General features: G+C 60.0%; 14 protein-coding genes. 11 read left to right on the top strand and 3 right to left on the bottom strand.

What is annotated here, in order from left to right:
• Window positions 1-107: 107 nt before the first annotated feature.
• Window positions 108-935: a hypothetical protein gene (locus tag HW556_RS16010; protein ID WP_176901125.1), complete on the bottom strand. Its 828-nt coding sequence runs from the start codon at window positions 933-935 to the stop codon at window positions 108-110.
• A 169-nt stretch (window positions 936-1,104) separates the two neighbouring features.
• Between HW556_RS16010 and HW556_RS16005 the strand changes: the two genes are divergently transcribed.
• The gene (locus HW556_RS16005; protein ID WP_176901124.1) at window positions 1,105-2,076 is read left to right on the top strand and encodes a YihY/virulence factor BrkB family protein; all 972 of its coding nucleotides are present in this window, start codon (window positions 1,105-1,107) and stop codon (window positions 2,074-2,076) included.
• A gap of 190 nt (window positions 2,077-2,266) precedes the next feature.
• On the opposite strand, the gene rlmN is transcribed toward HW556_RS16005, so the two are convergent.
• A complete protein-coding gene (gene rlmN / locus HW556_RS16000; RefSeq protein WP_176901123.1) occupies window positions 2,267-3,343 on the bottom strand; it encodes a 23S rRNA (adenine(2503)-C(2))-methyltransferase RlmN in 1,077 nt (358 codons plus the stop codon).
• 324 nt (window positions 3,344-3,667) lie between these two features.
• On the opposite strand from rlmN, the gene rpmG reads away from it, so the two are divergent.
• From rpmG to HW556_RS15960, 8 genes are all read left to right on the top strand, one after another.
• Complete coding sequence (gene rpmG / locus HW556_RS15995) at window positions 3,668-3,850, top strand: 50S ribosomal protein L33 (RefSeq protein WP_019946888.1); 183 nt, start codon at window positions 3,668-3,670, stop codon at window positions 3,848-3,850.
• 8 nt (window positions 3,851-3,858) lie between these two features.
• A complete protein-coding gene (locus tag HW556_RS15990) occupies window positions 3,859-4,020 on the top strand; it encodes a DUF4295 domain-containing protein (protein ID WP_019946887.1) in 162 nt (53 codons plus the stop codon).
• Between the two features lie 242 nt (window positions 4,021-4,262).
• On the top strand, window positions 4,263-5,240 hold the full coding sequence (gene ftsY, locus HW556_RS15985) for a signal recognition particle-docking protein FtsY (protein WP_176901122.1): 978 nt from the start codon (window positions 4,263-4,265) through the stop codon (window positions 5,238-5,240).
• 271 nt (window positions 5,241-5,511) lie between these two features.
• Entirely contained in the window at window positions 5,512-6,825 is a 1,314-nt protein-coding gene (gene rimO, locus HW556_RS15980; RefSeq protein WP_176901121.1) for a 30S ribosomal protein S12 methylthiotransferase RimO, read from the top strand.
• A gap of 246 nt (window positions 6,826-7,071) precedes the next feature.
• On the top strand, window positions 7,072-8,664 hold the full coding sequence (gene bshC / locus HW556_RS15975; RefSeq protein ID WP_176901120.1) for a bacillithiol biosynthesis cysteine-adding enzyme BshC: 1,593 nt from the start codon (window positions 7,072-7,074) through the stop codon (window positions 8,662-8,664).
• 94 nt (window positions 8,665-8,758) lie between these two features.
• Window positions 8,759-9,628 carry a carboxypeptidase-like regulatory domain-containing protein gene (locus HW556_RS15970; protein WP_176901119.1) on the top strand — a complete coding sequence of 290 codons (870 nt, stop codon included), beginning with the start codon at window positions 8,759-8,761 and terminating at the stop codon, window positions 9,626-9,628.
• Window positions 9,629-9,686: 58 nt separating this feature from the next.
• Window positions 9,687-10,265 (top strand): 5-formyltetrahydrofolate cyclo-ligase, encoded by a 579-nt coding sequence (locus HW556_RS15965; RefSeq protein ID WP_176901118.1) that lies wholly within the window; start codon window positions 9,687-9,689, stop codon window positions 10,263-10,265.
• Window positions 10,266-10,385: 120 nt separating this feature from the next.
• On the top strand, window positions 10,386-10,883 hold the full coding sequence (locus tag HW556_RS15960; protein WP_176901117.1) for an ExbD/TolR family protein: 498 nt from the start codon (window positions 10,386-10,388) through the stop codon (window positions 10,881-10,883).
• A 212-nt stretch (window positions 10,884-11,095) separates the two neighbouring features.
• On the opposite strand, the gene aceB is transcribed toward HW556_RS15960, so the two are convergent.
• Window positions 11,096-12,721 carry a malate synthase A gene (gene aceB / locus HW556_RS15955; protein WP_176901116.1) on the bottom strand — a complete coding sequence of 542 codons (1,626 nt, stop codon included), beginning with the start codon at window positions 12,719-12,721 and terminating at the stop codon, window positions 11,096-11,098.
• 292 nt (window positions 12,722-13,013) lie between these two features.
• On the opposite strand from aceB, the gene HW556_RS15950 reads away from it, so the two are divergent.
• Entirely contained in the window at window positions 13,014-14,477 is a 1,464-nt protein-coding gene (locus HW556_RS15950) for a helix-turn-helix domain-containing protein (RefSeq protein ID WP_246289688.1), read from the top strand.
• Between the two features lie 233 nt (window positions 14,478-14,710).
• Window positions 14,711-15,745: an endolytic transglycosylase MltG gene (mltG, locus tag HW556_RS15945; protein WP_176901114.1), complete on the top strand. Its 1,035-nt coding sequence runs from the start codon at window positions 14,711-14,713 to the stop codon at window positions 15,743-15,745.
• Window positions 15,746-15,775: the final 30 nt, after the last annotated feature.

The raw sequence follows: 15,775 nt of genomic DNA, 5'->3' as shown, positions 1-15,775 counted from the left end.
GGCATTCCCCCCTCCTCGAGCGGCGTGAGGACTGCAGGTATCCGGGGGGGGGGGCGGGAGAAGCCGCCGCCCCTACAGCGTTTCGACAAACTACTAGCCCTTTTTACTTACAGCTTCTCAACCGGCTTGGGGTTTTGCATGAGGCCGGCGGGCACGGTGATCGAGGCCGAAACGTGGCCCAGCCCGCGTCCGTCTTTGCCGTCCGAGCGGTCGGTGGCCAGCAGGATGGGGCCATACTGCTGGTAGCCCGTCCAGCGGCGGCGGAAAGCGGGCTGCGCGTCGGTGGCTTTGGGGAAGTAGGCCCACTCCTCGACCAGCTTGGTCTGGGGGTCGATGAGCACTTCGTACTTGTTGTCCGGCGTTACGCCTACGTTCTTGAACGTCATGTTGAGCACCTCGGCGGGCTGGCCGCTCATGAGCTGGCCAGGGCCTTTGTAGGTCAGCGTCACGCCCGAATCTTTGAGCTTGTAAGGCATCAGCAGCCACCACGAGTTGTTCACCCAGATCGGGTACATGCGGCTGAGCAGCTTCTGGCCCTCGGGCGAAGCCGAAATATCCTGGCCGGCACGATATACCTGACCCTGCTTGGTGCTGAGGTTGTAGAGGGCCACGGTGCTGTCCTTCTGCCAACGGAAGTCGCCCGTCTGCTTGTCCCAGAGCTGGTACGAGCCATCGAGGAAGTCCCAGCCAAGCAGGCGGGTTTGCTGCCAGGCACCGTAGCCGCCCATCTTTTCCATCACCTGGTCGGCCAGAGCCAGGGCGCGGGCATCGGAGCCGGCCGCATCGAAGCCTTCGGCGGCCGGATACGCGCCGTTAGCCGCAACCGTGGGCAGCGGTGAGCCGGTTTTGGCCGCCACAGTAGTGGCCGACTGGGACTGGCAGGCGGTGGTGGCCGTACCCAGGGCCAGCAGGAGCAGAACAGGAATGTTGCGCATGGTTTTGAATGGTTAATTACCAACGAAGATATTGAAACAGCCCGCACCGACTCACTTATTGCGGCCGGTTGGCCGGGCAAAGCAGTATACTTTCGACGGCGGCAGCCGAACGCCCAGCCGAATGCTGCCGTATTAGCAAGCTGCACACCCTTTTTGTTTCTCTGTTTACATGGCCTATCACTACCGCTTTTCCGACGTCATTGCTGTATTAAAATCGTCGGCCAGTGCTTTCATGGCGAATAACTCCTTTCGCCACGCGGCGGCGTTGTCTTACTACACCATCTTTTCTCTGCCGCCGCTGCTGCTCATTGTTATTACGGTGGCCAGCGCGGCTTACGGCGGCGAGGCCGTAACAGGCCAGCTCTACGGGCAACTACGCGGATTGATCGGACCGGATTCGGCGGAGTTTCTGCAGAACAGTATCACCGAGTTCACCGTCAAACAACAGGGGCTGTTGTCCACCATTATCGGATTGGGCACGCTTATTTTTGCCTCTACTACGTTCTTCGTAACGCTGCAGGAGAGCATCAACGACATCTGGAATCTGAAGGTGAAAACCGAAGGCGTAGGTATCGGGCAGTTTCTTAAGCAACGCTTCCTCTCCTTTGGCCTCATTTTGAGCGTGGCACTGCTGCTGCTGGTTTCGTTTGTTATCAGCGCCGTGCTCAGCGTATTTACCGACCAGCTACGGGAGTGGTTCCCGGCCATCGGGGTGTTCGCCATCAAGATAGTCGATCTGCTGCTTTCCATCGGCATCACTACGCTGCTGTTCGCCCTCATCTACCGCTTTCTGCCTGATGCCATCATCCGCTGGCAGGATGTGGGCGTAGGCGCCTTTATCACGGCTCTGCTGTTTGTGCTGGGCAAGTTTCTGATTGCTTTTTACATCGCCAAAGCTAGCCCCGGCTCAGCCTTCGGAGCGGCCGGCTCGGCCATCGTGCTGCTTATCTGGATCAACTATTCTTCGCTGATCGTTTTCTTCGGGGCCGAATTCACTCAGGAATTTGCCGACGCCTTCGGCCAGAAAGTACAGCCTAAAGCCCACGCCGTGCGCATCGAAACCCGCGAAATCCCCAAGGGCGAAAGCGCGGCCGAAAAAGCCACCGGCCGTCCGCCCGCTCAGGGCAAATGGAGCAAGTAGGCAGCCTTACACCTGCTCTGATTATACGGCCAAAAGTATCGCAACAATTGTTCTGAAGTACCAAGAAATCCAGGTTTTTACTGGCTTGTATGAGGCTACTTCTCAGCATATTTTATGACCACCAAAACCAGTCGGCCCCGATGCATGTGCATCGGGGCCGACTCCTTTTGATGGTTAAGCATCTCTCCGGCTACTCAGCTGTTTCCTGAGGCTGCTTCACCGCCAACTGCCCGCAGGCGGCGTCAATGTCTTTGCCACGGCTGCGGCGCAGGTTGGTTTGCACGCCCCGGTCGGCCAGGTACTTATGGAAAGCCAACAGCTTGGCTTCGCCGGTGTTGCGGTAATCGGCGTTTTCGATGGGGTTGTACTCGATGAGGTTGACTTTGCAGGGGAGCCACTTCGAAATCTGGAACAGCTCCTCGGCATCCTGCAGCGTGTCGTTGAAGCTCTCGAACACGATATACTCATAGGTAACCTTGCGGCCGGTGGCCTGGTGGTAATACTTGAGCGCCTCCTCCAGCGCCGCCAGCGAGTTGGCCTCGTTGATGGGCATAATCTCGTTGCGCTTGGTGTCGTTGGGCGCGTGCAGACTCAGGGCCAGATTGGCCTTCACGCCATCGTCGGCCAGCTTCTTGATCATCTTGGCAATGCCGGCCGTACTGATGGTGATGCGGCGCGGGGCCATGTTCAGGCCATCGGGCGCCGTGATACGCTCAATGCTCTTCACTACGTTGGCATAGTTGAGCAGTGGCTCGCCCATGCCCATGTACACGATGTTGGTGAGCGGCGTGCCGTACTGAGCCTCGCACTGCTCCCGAATGCGCACCACCTGGTCGTAAATCTCAGCGGCATCGAGGTTGCGCTTGCGGTCCATGTAGCCAGTTGCGCAGAACTTGCACGTCAGCGAGCAGCCTACCTGGCTGCTGATGCAGGCCGTCATGCGCGTATCGTGCGGGATGAGCACGCCCTCCACGATGTTGCCATCAAACAGCCGGAAAGCCGATTTAATGGTGCCGTCATTGCTCACCTGCTGGTTCTGCACCTGCACGCCGTTGATAACGAAGTGGCGCGCCAGCAGCTCGCGGGTGGCGAGGCTGATGTTGTTCATTTCCTCGAACGTGCCGGCTGTATTCTTCCACAGCCACTCGCTCACCTGCTTGGCCCGGAAAGGCTTCTCGCCGTTCTCCACCATAAACGCCTTCAGCTCGTCGGGGCTGATTTTACGGATATCGCGCTTGGAAATTACGGGCAGGTCTAGCATCATCATAGCGCAAAGATACAACGCCCGAGGCAGTTGGGTTCCAAGGGAGAGCCGGTTTTGCGAGCCCTGGGAATCCAGAAAGGCCGCCTTGCCGGCCGGGCCCTTACTTTGGCGGCTAAAACGCTCCCCACACCCTCAGAGGTAATGGAGTTTGCGCCCTCATCGGTCGCAGCCAAACACCTCTATACTGATCTGTTTTTCAGGTTTGAAGCCATGAGATGCCTGCTTATGGAGCCGAGAAGCGTCTGAGCGCCCAATTATCAACAAACTATTTGTCAATGCCGATTTCCCTTGTACCTTTGCAGTCCTTAATCCAAAAACCCCGTCGAGATGGCTAAGAAAGGCAACCGGGTGCAGGTAATCCTTGAATGCACTGAGCATAAGAACTCGGGGCAGCCGGGCACCTCGCGCTACATCACCACCAAGAACCGTAAGAACACGCCCGAGCGCATCGAGTTGAAGAAATTCAACAATGTGCTGCGTAAGATGACCGTTCACAAGGAAATTAAGTAACCCGCGTCATGGCAAAGAAAGTAGTAGCAACCCTGAAGACCGCTACCGGCAAAGACTGGGCGAAAGTAATTCGCGCCGTCAAGTCGGAGAAAACCGGTGCCTACACCTTCCGCGAGGAAATGGTACCTGTTGATAAAGTACAGGATTACATCACGACCGGCGTTAAGTAGCCGGTTGCCCTTTGTGGCTACCTGATACGAAGTGAAGAAGTCCCGCCAGCGTGGGACTTTTTTGCATACAGCAGTTTTGAGAATCCAGAACGTCATTCTGAGCAGAGCGAAGAATCTCGCGTGCCAAGGTAATTCCTGACAGCAGGGGTACCGTAGCACGCGAGATTCTTCGCTCTGCTCAGAATGACGTTCTTTGCTAACCTAGTCGCTCATATCCTCACTAACCCAGACCCCTGACCCCTATGGGCCTCTTCGATTTTTTCAAGAAGGACAAGGAAAACAAGGAGCAGCAGCAGGCCCTCGATGAGGGGTTGCAGAAAACCAAAACCAGCTTCTTCGACCAGCTCAGCAAGGCCGTGGCCGGCCGCAATACCGTGGACGAGGCCGTGCTCGATGACCTCGAAACCATGCTCGTGCACGCTGATGTAGGCATCGATACGACGGTAAAGGTGATTGAGCGCATTGAGAAGCGCGTGGCCCGCGACAAGTACGTGAGCACCGCCGACCTCGACTTGATTCTGCGGGAGGAAATTGTGGCATTGCTCGACGCCAACAGCAGCGCCACCGGCTCGCGCGCCATTTTGGATAGGCCCGACAGCCCTGGCTCGCCCTTCGTGATTATGGTGGTGGGCGTGAACGGGGTGGGCAAAACGACCACCATCGGCAAGCTGGCCCACCGTTTTCATAGTGCGGGCAAAAAGGTGGTGCTGGGTGCGGCCGATACGTTCCGGGCCGCCGCCGTGGATCAGCTCATCATTTGGGGTGAGCGGGTGGGCGTGCCGGTTATTTCGCACGGCATGAACACTGACCCAGCCGCCGTAGCCTACGATGCGGTGCAGAAAGGCGTGGAGATGGGCGCCGATGTGGTGATTATCGACACGGCGGGCCGCCTGCACAACAAGGTGAACCTGATGAACGAGCTGAGCAAAATCAAGCGCGTAATGCAGAAAGTGATTCCCGGCGCGCCCCACGAGGTGCTGCTGGTGCTTGACGGCAGCACCGGCCAGAACGCCTACCTGCAGGCCCAGGAGTTCACCAAAGCCACCGACGTCTCGGCGCTGGCCATCACCAAACTCGATGGCACGGCCAAGGGCGGGGTGGTTATCGGGATTTCGGCCCAGCTGCAGGTGCCGGTACGCTACATTGGCGTGGGCGAGAAGATGACCGATTTGCAGCTCTTCGACCGGACCACATTCGTGAACTCGCTGTTTAAGAAGTAAGCCCTATCATCCGGCTCGTCATTCCGAGCGGAGCGAGGAATCTCGCATGCTGACGTTGAATTGCTTCTGCAACGTCAGCATATGAGATTCCTCGCTCCGCTAGGAATGACTGCTTTCATAATCACGGTACCGACTGGCAAAAGAAACCTTCCACTTAGGAAAAGGCGTTGCCCAGTGCGTACCTTTGCGGTCCGAATTTCGCCGTGGGCTAAAAGCGGGCAAGTTTCTCACTAAGAAAGAATTGCCCGCCCGCCCGCCTTCCCAATCCAGCATGAAAGTAAGAAGCCAGCAGGCCAATAAAGTCAACGTCATCACCCTCGGCTGCTCCAAGAACATCGTGGATTCCGAGGTGCTCATGGGCCAGCTCCGGGCCAACCAGTTCGAGGTAACCCACGAAGCCGAGCAGAGCGACGCCAACATCGTCATCATCAACACCTGCGGCTTCATTGACAATGCCAAGCAGGAAAGCATCGACACCATTCTGCGCTACGCCGACGAAAAGGAGGCCGGCCGCCTGGAGAAACTCTACGTAACCGGCTGCCTCTCGCAACGCTACAAGGACGATCTGGAGCGCGAGATTCCGCAGGTCGATGCTTACTTCGGGACCTTGGAGCTGCCCCAGTTGATGAAGAAGCTGGAGGCCAACTACCAGCACGAGCTGGTGGGCGAGCGGCTGCTGACCACGCCCGCGCACTATGCCTACTTCAAGATTGCCGAGGGCTGCAACCGTCCCTGCTCGTTCTGCGCCATCCCGCTCATGCGCGGCAAGCACACCGACCGGCCGATTGAGGACCTGGTAAAAGAGGCCAAGCGCCTGGCCTCGATGGGTACCAAGGAGCTGATTCTTATTGCCCAGGATCTGACCTATTACGGCTTGGAGCACTACGGCACACGCAAGCTGGCCGACCTCGTGCGCCACTTGTCGGACGTGGAGGGCATCGACTGGATTCGGATGCAGTACGCCTACCCCTCGCAGTTCCCGCTCGACGTGCTCGACGTGATGAACGAGCGCGACAACGTGTGCAAGTACCTCGATATGCCCCTGCAGCACATTTCGGACAACATGCTCAAGAGCATGCGCCGCGGCATCAGTCAGCGCCGCACCCGCGAGCTGGTCGATACCATCCGCCAGCGCGTGCCCGACATTGCCCTGCGCACCACGCTCATTGCCGGCCACCCCGGCGAAACCCAGCAGGATTTCGAGGACCTCTACCGTTTCGTGGAAGACACCCGCTTCGACCGCCTGGGCATCTTCAACTACTCGCACGAGGACAATACGCACTCCTACACGCTCGAAGACGACGTACCGGCCGAAGTAAAGCAGGACCGCGCTGACCAGATTATGGAGCTGCAGCAGGGCATTTCGATGGAACTGAACGAGCAGAAAATCGGCCAGACCTACAAGGTGCTCTTCGACCGCAAGGAAAGCGGCTACTTCGTGGGCCGTACTCAGTACGACTCGCCCGAAGTGGACAACGAAGTGCTGGTGCCCGCCAACAACGACACGTTCGTGCGCATCGGCGACTTCGCCCAAGTGGAAATCACCGAAGCCTCGGATTTCGACCTGTACGGCCGGTTGGTTTAGTACCTGATTGGGCTTATTACTCAAGTGAACGTCATTCAGAGCGCAGCGAAGAATCTCGCCCGTCGACGTTGCAATGGTAACCTAAAGGATAAGGTGCCGTTGCAACGTCAGCAAGCGAGATTCTTCGCTGCGCTCTGAATGACATTCTTTTTACTAGCAACCAGCCACTCGCAACCGGCTGCTAGAGAAACTACCCGTTACTTTGTGGCGTCTGGCCGGTTGTAGCCGGATTACCCTCTTCCGCCCATGACCGTAACCACGCTTCCCTACGCCGAAACCGGCGCTTTTTCTTCTTTACTAGTTGATTATCTGGCTCGCAAGGAGGCGCTGCAGCCTTTCTACCACCGTTTTCCGGAGTTGTCGGCCTTCGAAAATCAGATAAAGGAGAAGCAGGCGGCCTACTCTTCCGAAGCCCGGCAGCGGCTGACTGCGACCTTGCAGCAGCAGTATGCCGGCCTGCCCGAAGCTCCGGCGGCCGTGCAGGCTAATCTAGCGCTGCTGGAAAAGGACACCACGTTCACCGTGACTACCGGCCACCAGCTCAACCTGTTTACCGGCCCGCTGTACTTCATCTACAAAATTGTGTCGGCCATCAAGCTGGCCCAGCAGCTCAAGGAGGCCTACCCACAGTACGATTTCGTGCCGGTGTACTGGCTGGCCACCGAGGACCACGACTTCGCCGAAATCAATAATTTCAGCCTGTTTGGTAAAACCTATGAGTGGAACGCGGCCGAAACCGGCCAGCCTGTGGGTCGCATGAACCTGAACGGACTAACCGAACAGGTGCTCGACCAACTGCCGGCCGACGTGCCGACGTTGTTCCGCGAAGCCTACGAGCAGTCGAAAACGCTGGCTGAGGCCACCCACCGGCTGGCAATGGGCCTGTTTGGCGCGTACGGGCTGGTGAGCCTAGATGCCGATGTACCGGAGTTGAAGCAGGCGCTGGTCCCGGTGCTGGAACGCGAGTTGCGCAACCAGGCTTCTTACCAGGCCGTGCAGGCCGCCGATGCCCGGCTGGAGGCGGCTGGCTACAAGCCCCAGGTATATGCCCGGCCTTTCAACCTGTTCTTTATCACCGCCGAAGGCCAGCGCGAGCGGCTGGAGTACGACCAGCCCAACGACTCAGTAACACTGACGGTAGACGGTTCGCCCAAAGTTCTTGGTCGTGCCGAACTGCTGGCGCTGGCCGCCGCGCACCCCGGGCAGTTTAGCCCCAACGTGGTGCTGCGGCCGCTGTACCAGGAGTTGCTGCTGCCCAACCTGTGCTACATTGGGGGCGGGGCCGAGGTAGCCTACTGGTTCCAGCTGAAGGGTGTATTTGAGGAAAATGGGGTGCCTTTCCCGATGGTGCTGCTGCGCAATTCGGCTCAGTTCATCAGCAAGGCCAACGCCGGCAAGCTGCGCAAGCTGGGACTGGATAGCACCGCCGTATTTGCGAAGCTGCCGACCCTCAAGCAGCAGTTGGCCGCACATCTGGGCCAGGAGGAAGTAGACCTGAAAGCGCAGCAGCAGCAGCTAGCCACCGCTTTTGAGCAGGTAGCCGAGCTGGCCCAGCGCCTCGACCCCTCACTGGTCAAAGCCGTGGCTGCCGAGCAGCAGAAGGCCAGCGGCATCCTCGGTAACCTGGAAAAGCGCCTCAGCAAAGCCGCCGAAGCCAAGCACGAAACGGCCTACCAGCAGCTCAGCGGCCTGCGCGACAAACTGCTGCCCGGCGGTGGCCTCCAGGAGCGTTCTGACAACGTGCTCAACATCCTCATCAACAACCCCGATTTCATCGCTCAACTCCTCGACGCCTTCGACCCGCTGGCGCTGGAGTTCACGCTGCTGGAAGAGGAGTAAGGCAACCACCGGGCTGACTTCGGTATCCGGGAGGGTGAACCTACTTCACTCCCTTATGCATGTAGCCAGCTCGTTTAAAACTGTTGGATTCTTTTTGCTGACCCTGCTGACCTTCGGGTCGACAGCCCGAGCCCAAACATTGGTGGGCACCATTACGGAAGTCCGCACGGGCCAGCCGGTACCTTACGCTAACGTTGGGATTCCGGGTAAAAATGTGGGCACTGTAGCCGATGAGCAGGGGCATTACCAACTTTCTTATACCGCCGCTAACCTGGCCGACACGGTGTGCCTCTCAAGCATCGGCCATGAGCCACGTCGGGTGCTACTCCGCGAGTTGGTGGCCCGGCCGGAAGTGCAGCTGACACCTGCTGCCATAGCCCTGGCCGATGTGCGGGTGCAGGCGCCGGGGCTGTTCAAGCGCCGCCTCACGCTGGGCAATACGAGCAACTCGGAGATGATAATTGCCGGCATGGCGGCGGAAGGCCATGGGGCCGAAATGGGCGTGATTATCAGCCTACGGCACCAGCCGACTAAGGTGCAGCAAGCCCGATTTAACCTATTGTATCAAGACAGCACGGACCTTACGTTTCGCGTGAACCTGTACCGCCTGCTGCCCAACGGCCAGCCATCCAGCGAGAAGCTCAACCGTCGCGACATTATTGTGCACAGCAACAGCCGCCCCAACAATGCCGGCCCGCTGGTGGTAGACCTGACGCCGGACAATTTGGTGCTCGATGAGGATTTTCTGCTGACGCTGGAATGGGTTGCCGGCGGGACGGCGCAGAAGTCTCAGGAAATGCATGGTTTGCGTAAAAACGTCTATTTCTCCGCGGCGCTGGGCTATTTTGGCCAGCCTCCATACATTCGCAAAACCAGCCAGGGAAAGTGGGAAAAGTTGTCGCTCGGCGCCCGACTGGCCGGTATGCAGTTCAAAGTAGGCTTCAACGTAACCGCCCTCGACTAAATGGCGCCGACCCAGGCAGAAACAAACCGCGTAATCAACTCAATTAGCCCAAGCCCCTGTGACGAAACAAGAACTCCGTCGCGAAGCCCTGGCCCGTCGCCGGGCACTGCCCGAAGCGGAGGTAGCGCGCCGTAGCGTCGCGCTGTGGCCGCAGTTGCTGGCGGAGTTTCCGGTGGCGGCATGGCGCGGGCTGCACTTGTTTCTGCCCATTGCCCGCCAGCATGAGCCCGATACCTGGCCTCTCATCCGCCAGCTGTGGGCTGAGTATCCTACTTTGCAGTTGGCCGTGCCTGTGGTGCAGCCCGACGGCCGCACGCTGCGGCACTACGCGCTAACGCCCGCAACTGCGCTGACGCCCAACCGCTGGCATATCCCGGAGCCCGCCGCCAACGCGCCGCAAGTAGTTCCCAACGCTTTCGATGCGGTGCTGGTGCCGCTGCTGGCTTTTGATGAAACCGGCCACCGCGTGGGCTACGGAAAAGGTTTCTACGACCAGTTTTTGGCCGAATGCCAGCCTAATACGTTGCGAATTGGCGTGAGCCTGGAGCCGCCGGCACCGCGCATTACTGATGCCTGGGCCGGCGACGTGCGCCTGCACGCCTGCCTCACGCCGGAGCGACTATGGCAGTTTGAGTAGTAGAACGGCTCTGCGAAGCGTTCCGCAATCCTCCGCGTCCGTCTGTAGGAGATAGGACTCGCGCAATATTGAGTTTACCTGTATCGTTGAAGGGCTATGTTTCACTAAAACCCCGTCAGCATGGCTAGCATCCAACCTACCGCCGCCCCTAAGTCCGGAAAGCCCCGCGCTACCAAACGGTCTTTCCATCCCGATATGACGCCGATGGTGGATCTGGCCTTTTTGCTGCTGACGTTCTTCATGCTCACGACCACCTTCAACAAGCCCGCCGTAATGGAGCTGGCCATGCCCACGCCAGGGCCAGAAAGCCCAATAGACCCGAAAAAGGCCCTGACGCTGCTGCTGGACAAGAACAGCGAGGTGCGCTACTTCTTCGGCCTCAACCCTGGCCCCGACACCGACCAGCTGCACCGCACTACCCTGGCTGCCGACGGCCTGCGCCAGGTGTTGCTACGGTTTCAGCAGAAGCCCGGTGGCGTGGTGCTCATCAAGCCCAGCAACCAAGCCAACTACCAGAGCCTGGTGGATGTACTCGATGAAATGAACATCACCGGCCAGCGCAAATACGCTCTGGTTGATTTAAATGAAGCCGATAAGCAGCTACTGGCAGTTAAGTAAATGCGTGATACTTGCCCGGCGTAGGGGCGGGGCCTTTTCCCCCCCCCCGCTTGAAGACAATCGTTGTAAAGGGGGTAACGGCGGGGGGGGGGGGGAGCGGCGCCCCCCCCCCCCCCCCGCCCCCCCGCGACTGCTTATTCTCCCAACGGGCGCCCGAGCGGGGGGGGGGGGCAACCCCCCCCGCCCCTACACCGTTCCAACCAACCGGCCTGTTATGCCAGTTGCTCGTAGGCCGGTAGGGTCAGGAACTCAATGAACTGCTCGCTCATTACCAGCCGGTCGAAGAGGCGGGCGGCTTCGAGGTACTTGCCTTGCGCATATACCTCGTCGCCGATTTCCTGGCGAATTACTTCCAGCTGGGCCGGGAGCAGCTCGCGGTACAAGGCCACGGTCAGTGGGCGGCCGTCGGCTAGTTGGGTGCCGGGCGTGTGCAGCCACTGCCACACCTGGGCCCTGGAAATTTCGGCGGTGGCCGCGTCTTCCATCAGGTTGTGAATCGGGACGCAGCCGTTGCCGCGCAGCCACGATTCGAGGTAGCGCACGGCCACATCAAGGTTGAGGCGCAGGCCGGCTTCGGTGATGTCGCCCGTTGGGGCCTGCACCAGATCCTGGGCCGTCACCTGCACATCGTCGCGCTTATTGTCGATTTGGTTGGGCTGGGGCATCAGTTCGTTGAAGACCTCCAGCGCCACCGGCACCAGGCCGGGATGGGCCACCCAGGTGCCATCGTGGCCGGCGCGGGCCTCGCGCACCTTGTCCTGGCGGACTTTCTCGAGGGCCCGCTCGTTGGCCTCGGGGTCGTTTTTGATGGGAATCTGGGCCGCCATGCCGCCCATGGCATGCACGCCGCGGCGGTGGCAGGTCTGCACCACCAACTGTGAGTAGGCGCTCATAAACGGCACCGTCATGGTTACGGCGGCGCGGTCGGGCAGCCGGAATTCGGCCCCCAGCCCCAGCCGTTTGATGTAGCTGAAAATATAGTCCCAGCGACCACAGTTGAGGCCGGCCGAGTGCTCACGCAACTCCCACAGAATTTCATTCAGCTCGAAAGCGGCCGGCAGCGTTTCAATCAGCACCGTGGCTTTGATAACGCACTTGGGCATTTTCAACGACCATTGTGCGAAGCCGAACACGTCGTTCCAGAGGCGGGCTTCGAGGTGGCTTTCGATTTTGGGCAGGTAGAAGTATGGGGCCGTGCCGCGGGCGCAGAGCTCGTGGGCGTTGTGGAAGAAGTACAGGCCGAAATCGAACAGCGACGCACTCACCGGCTCGCCATCCACGAGCAGGTGCTTTTCGAGCAGGTGCCAGCCGCGGGGTCGCACCATGAGCACGGCAGTTTGCTGGTTCAGCTTGTACTCCTTCTGGGGCGTGCTGATGGAAATGGTGCGGCGCACGGCGTCGCGCAGGTTGCGCTGGCCCTCCACCACGTTGGTCCAGGTGGGCGAGGTGGAGTCTTCGAGGTCGGCCATGAACACCTTGGCGCCCGAATTCAGGGCGTTGATAATCATTTTGCGCTCGGTGGGGCCGGTTATTTCCACCCGCCGGTCGAGCAGGTCGTCGGGCAGCGGGGCCACGGTCCAGGGCTTTTCGCGCAGCAGCTTGGTTTCGGGCAGAAAGTCGAACGCCTCGCCGGCCGCCAGCCGCTGCTGCCGCTCGGTGCGCCGCTGCAGCAGCCCGCGGCGCGTGGCCTCGAAGCGGCGGTGCAGCTCAGCCACGAAAGCCAGCGCCGAGGGCGTCAGGATTTCGGCGTAAGCCGGCGAGTATTCGCCCGTTACCTGCACCCGCTCGGGGGTGCGGTAGGTGGGGGCCAGGATCTGGGGCTCGGCGAAAGGCGACATATACAGTGGGGTTAAAGTAGAGGATAGGAAAGCTACCCGAGGTAGTACATCAAATGTATGAAAGCGAATTTTATCAAACAAGCGAATATTCGCTAATTTTTAATCGGGTTCGCAAAATCGTAGATTTACGGGCTTAGGGCATAAAAAAAGGCGGTAGTACGGGCCAGTTAGTTCGGGGCAGTCAGCGAATTGGCCTTTCCATCCCTATTTCCCAGCTGGCCCAAAGCCCGGTTTTCCCGCTTCACACCATCTTACCAGTTCCTATATGCTGAGCCACGGCCAGGTTGTCCGCTTGATATTTGGACTGAAGTTGCGCGAGCTGCGGCAGGAGCGGGGCCTCACGCCCGCCGAAATGGCCCGCGCCTGCGACGTATCGGTGTCGTACCTCAACGAGATTGAGAAAGGCAAAAAATACCCCAAGGCCGATAAGATTCTGAGCCTGAGTAAGGTGCTGGGCGTGAGCTACGACCAGCTCGTGTCGCTGACGCTGAGCCGGCGCCTGGAGCCCATTTCCGAGCTGCTGCAGTCGGATTTGCTCAAGGAGTTTCCGCTGGAGATGTTCGGACTCGACCCGTTGCGCATCGTGGAGCTGATTGCCAACGCGCCAGCCAAGATGAACGCCTTCATTAGCACGCTATTCGAAATTGCGCGCAACTACGAGATGCGCCAGGAGAACTTCTTCCTGGCCGCACTGCGCTCTTATCAGGAGATGCACGACAACTATTTCGAGGAGCTGGAGCAGGACGCGCGCACTTTCGTAGTGGAGCATGGCGTGGCCGCCACTACATCATCACCCGACCGGGCCCAGCTGGAGCGGGTGCTCACCGAGCAATATGGCTACACCCTCGACCGGGGCGGGCTGGTTGAGTATGCGCACCTGGGGCGGCTGCGGTCGGTGTTTCAGCCCAAGTCGCGGCGGTTATTGCTGCGCCAGGGCCTGAGCGGGGCCCAGGAAGGCTTTGTGCTGGGCCGCGAGCTGGCCTTCAACTACCTCAACCTGAAAGACCGGCCTTACGTGAATGCCTCGTTTCCGGTGCGCTCGTTCGACGAGGTGCTTAACAACTTCAAGGCCTCCTACTTCGCCGGGGCCCTGCTGATGGACGAGGAAACGCTGGTGCGCGACCTGACGGCGCTGTTTGCAGCCAAAACCTGGGAGCCGGCCGCGCTGCTGGCCTTGCTCACACGCTATGATGTGTCGCCGGAGATGTTCATGCAGCGCATTACCAACCTGCTGCCCCGCCATTTCGGACTGCAGAGCCTGTTTTTCCTGCGCTTCGACCAGGCCAATGCCTCGGCGGATTACCGCCTGACCAAGGAGCTGCATCTCTCGCGCCTGCACAACCCCCACGGCAACGAGCTGCACGAGCACTACTGCCGCCGCTGGATTTCGGTACGGCTGCTGGCCGAATTGCGCCAACAGCCGCTGGCTACCGGTGCCCCGGCCTACACGCTTGGCGCCCAACGCTCGCTCTACCCCAACGGCGACGAGTACCTGTGCCTGACGCTGGCTCGGGCTGGCACGGCCATCGAGCCCGCCGTGAGCGTGACGGTGGGCCTGCTCTGCGACGACACGCTGAGCCAGAAAATCCGCTTCGCCGCCGACCCAGCCATCATCCGCAAGGAGGTCAACGAAACCTGCGAGCGGTGCACCATCCCCGACTGCGAAGTGCGCGCCGCCGCCCCGCTTGAAGTGGAGCGCCGCCAGCGCCAGCAGGAACTGCAGGCCGCTATTGCGGCGCTGGTAAACGAGGCGTAGGCTTTCGGCGCTTAGCCGAATCAGTTTTTGTTGAACGGCTGTTGTGTAACGCGGAGACGCGAAAGGTCGCGTCTCTGTATCCTGTTCAGCGAAGTCCGAAAGTGCTGCCGTCTGCTGGGGGAGCAGGACTTTGTTATTGACGGTGGGTCGATGCGGGCCGTTACAAATCATGTTTCTTTGCAGGGCATGCCGCCATCGGCAACCCGTCACTGCTACACTCTCACGACTTCACTTTGCGCAGATTCTGGCTTATTTTCCTGCTGGCCTTCAGCACCCTGATTCTGGTGGGGCTGGGGGCTGCTTGGTGGCTGCTGCAGCGGCCCAACGTGCGCGAATCGGCCTTTGGGTCGGCCTACCTGTACATTGGTACCGGGGCCGACTATAGCGCCGTGCTCGATTCGCTGCGCCACTACGAGCTGCTGAAGAATGACCAGACCTTCGACCAAGTGGCCCGCTGGTACAACTATCCGCAGCGCGTGCAGCCGGGCCGCTACCGGCTGCGACCTGGCCTGGGCAACCGGGCGCTGGTAGAAATGCTGGCCCGCGGCGAGCAGGACACGGTGGCTTTCACGCTGAACGCGTTTAAGTACAAACCCCAGCTGGCCCGGCAGCTGGCCCGTGCCTTCGAGGCCGATTCGGTCAGTCTGCGCCGCTTACTGAACGATAACGCCTACCTGCATCGCCGCTACCAGCTCGATACCACCACAATACTCACGATATTCCTGCCGGGCCCCTACCGCCTGCTCTGGAACTCTTCGGCCCCGCAGCTGCTCGACTCGGCCGCTGCCACATACGCACGGTTCTGGACGCCCGAGCGCCGCCGCCGGGCCGATTCGCTGGGACTTTCGCCCACCCAGGTACATGTGTTGGCCAGCATCGTGCAGCGCGAAACTGCCAAGCCCACCGATAAGCCCATTATTGCCGGAGCCTACCTCAACCGCCTGCGCACCAACATGCGCCTACAGGCCGACCCCACGCTGCTCTGGGCCATCGGCAACTTCGGGGTGAAGCGGGTGCTCAACAAAGACAAGCTGGTGGATTCTCCCTACAACACCTATCGGCACAAGGGCTTGCCGCCCGGCCCCATCACGTCGGCTAACCGCCAGAGCCTCGACGCCGTGCTGCGCCCCACCCGCCACAAGTTCGTGTTCTTCTGCGCCCGCCCCGACGGCAGCGGCTTCTCCGATTTCGCCGAAACCTACGCCGAGCATCTGCAAAACGCCCGCCGCTACCAGCGCCGCTTGGACAGTCTGGGGGTGAAGCGGTAAATGCGTGTTACAGCACGACGTAGGGGCGGG

The sequence above is a fragment of the Hymenobacter terrestris genome, from assembly GCF_013377905.1.
Classification (GTDB): domain Bacteria; phylum Bacteroidota; class Bacteroidia; order Cytophagales; family Hymenobacteraceae; genus Hymenobacter; species Hymenobacter terrestris.
Note: the sequence above shows the minus strand (reverse complement) of the source record. Positions and strands in the feature narration are given on the sequence as shown.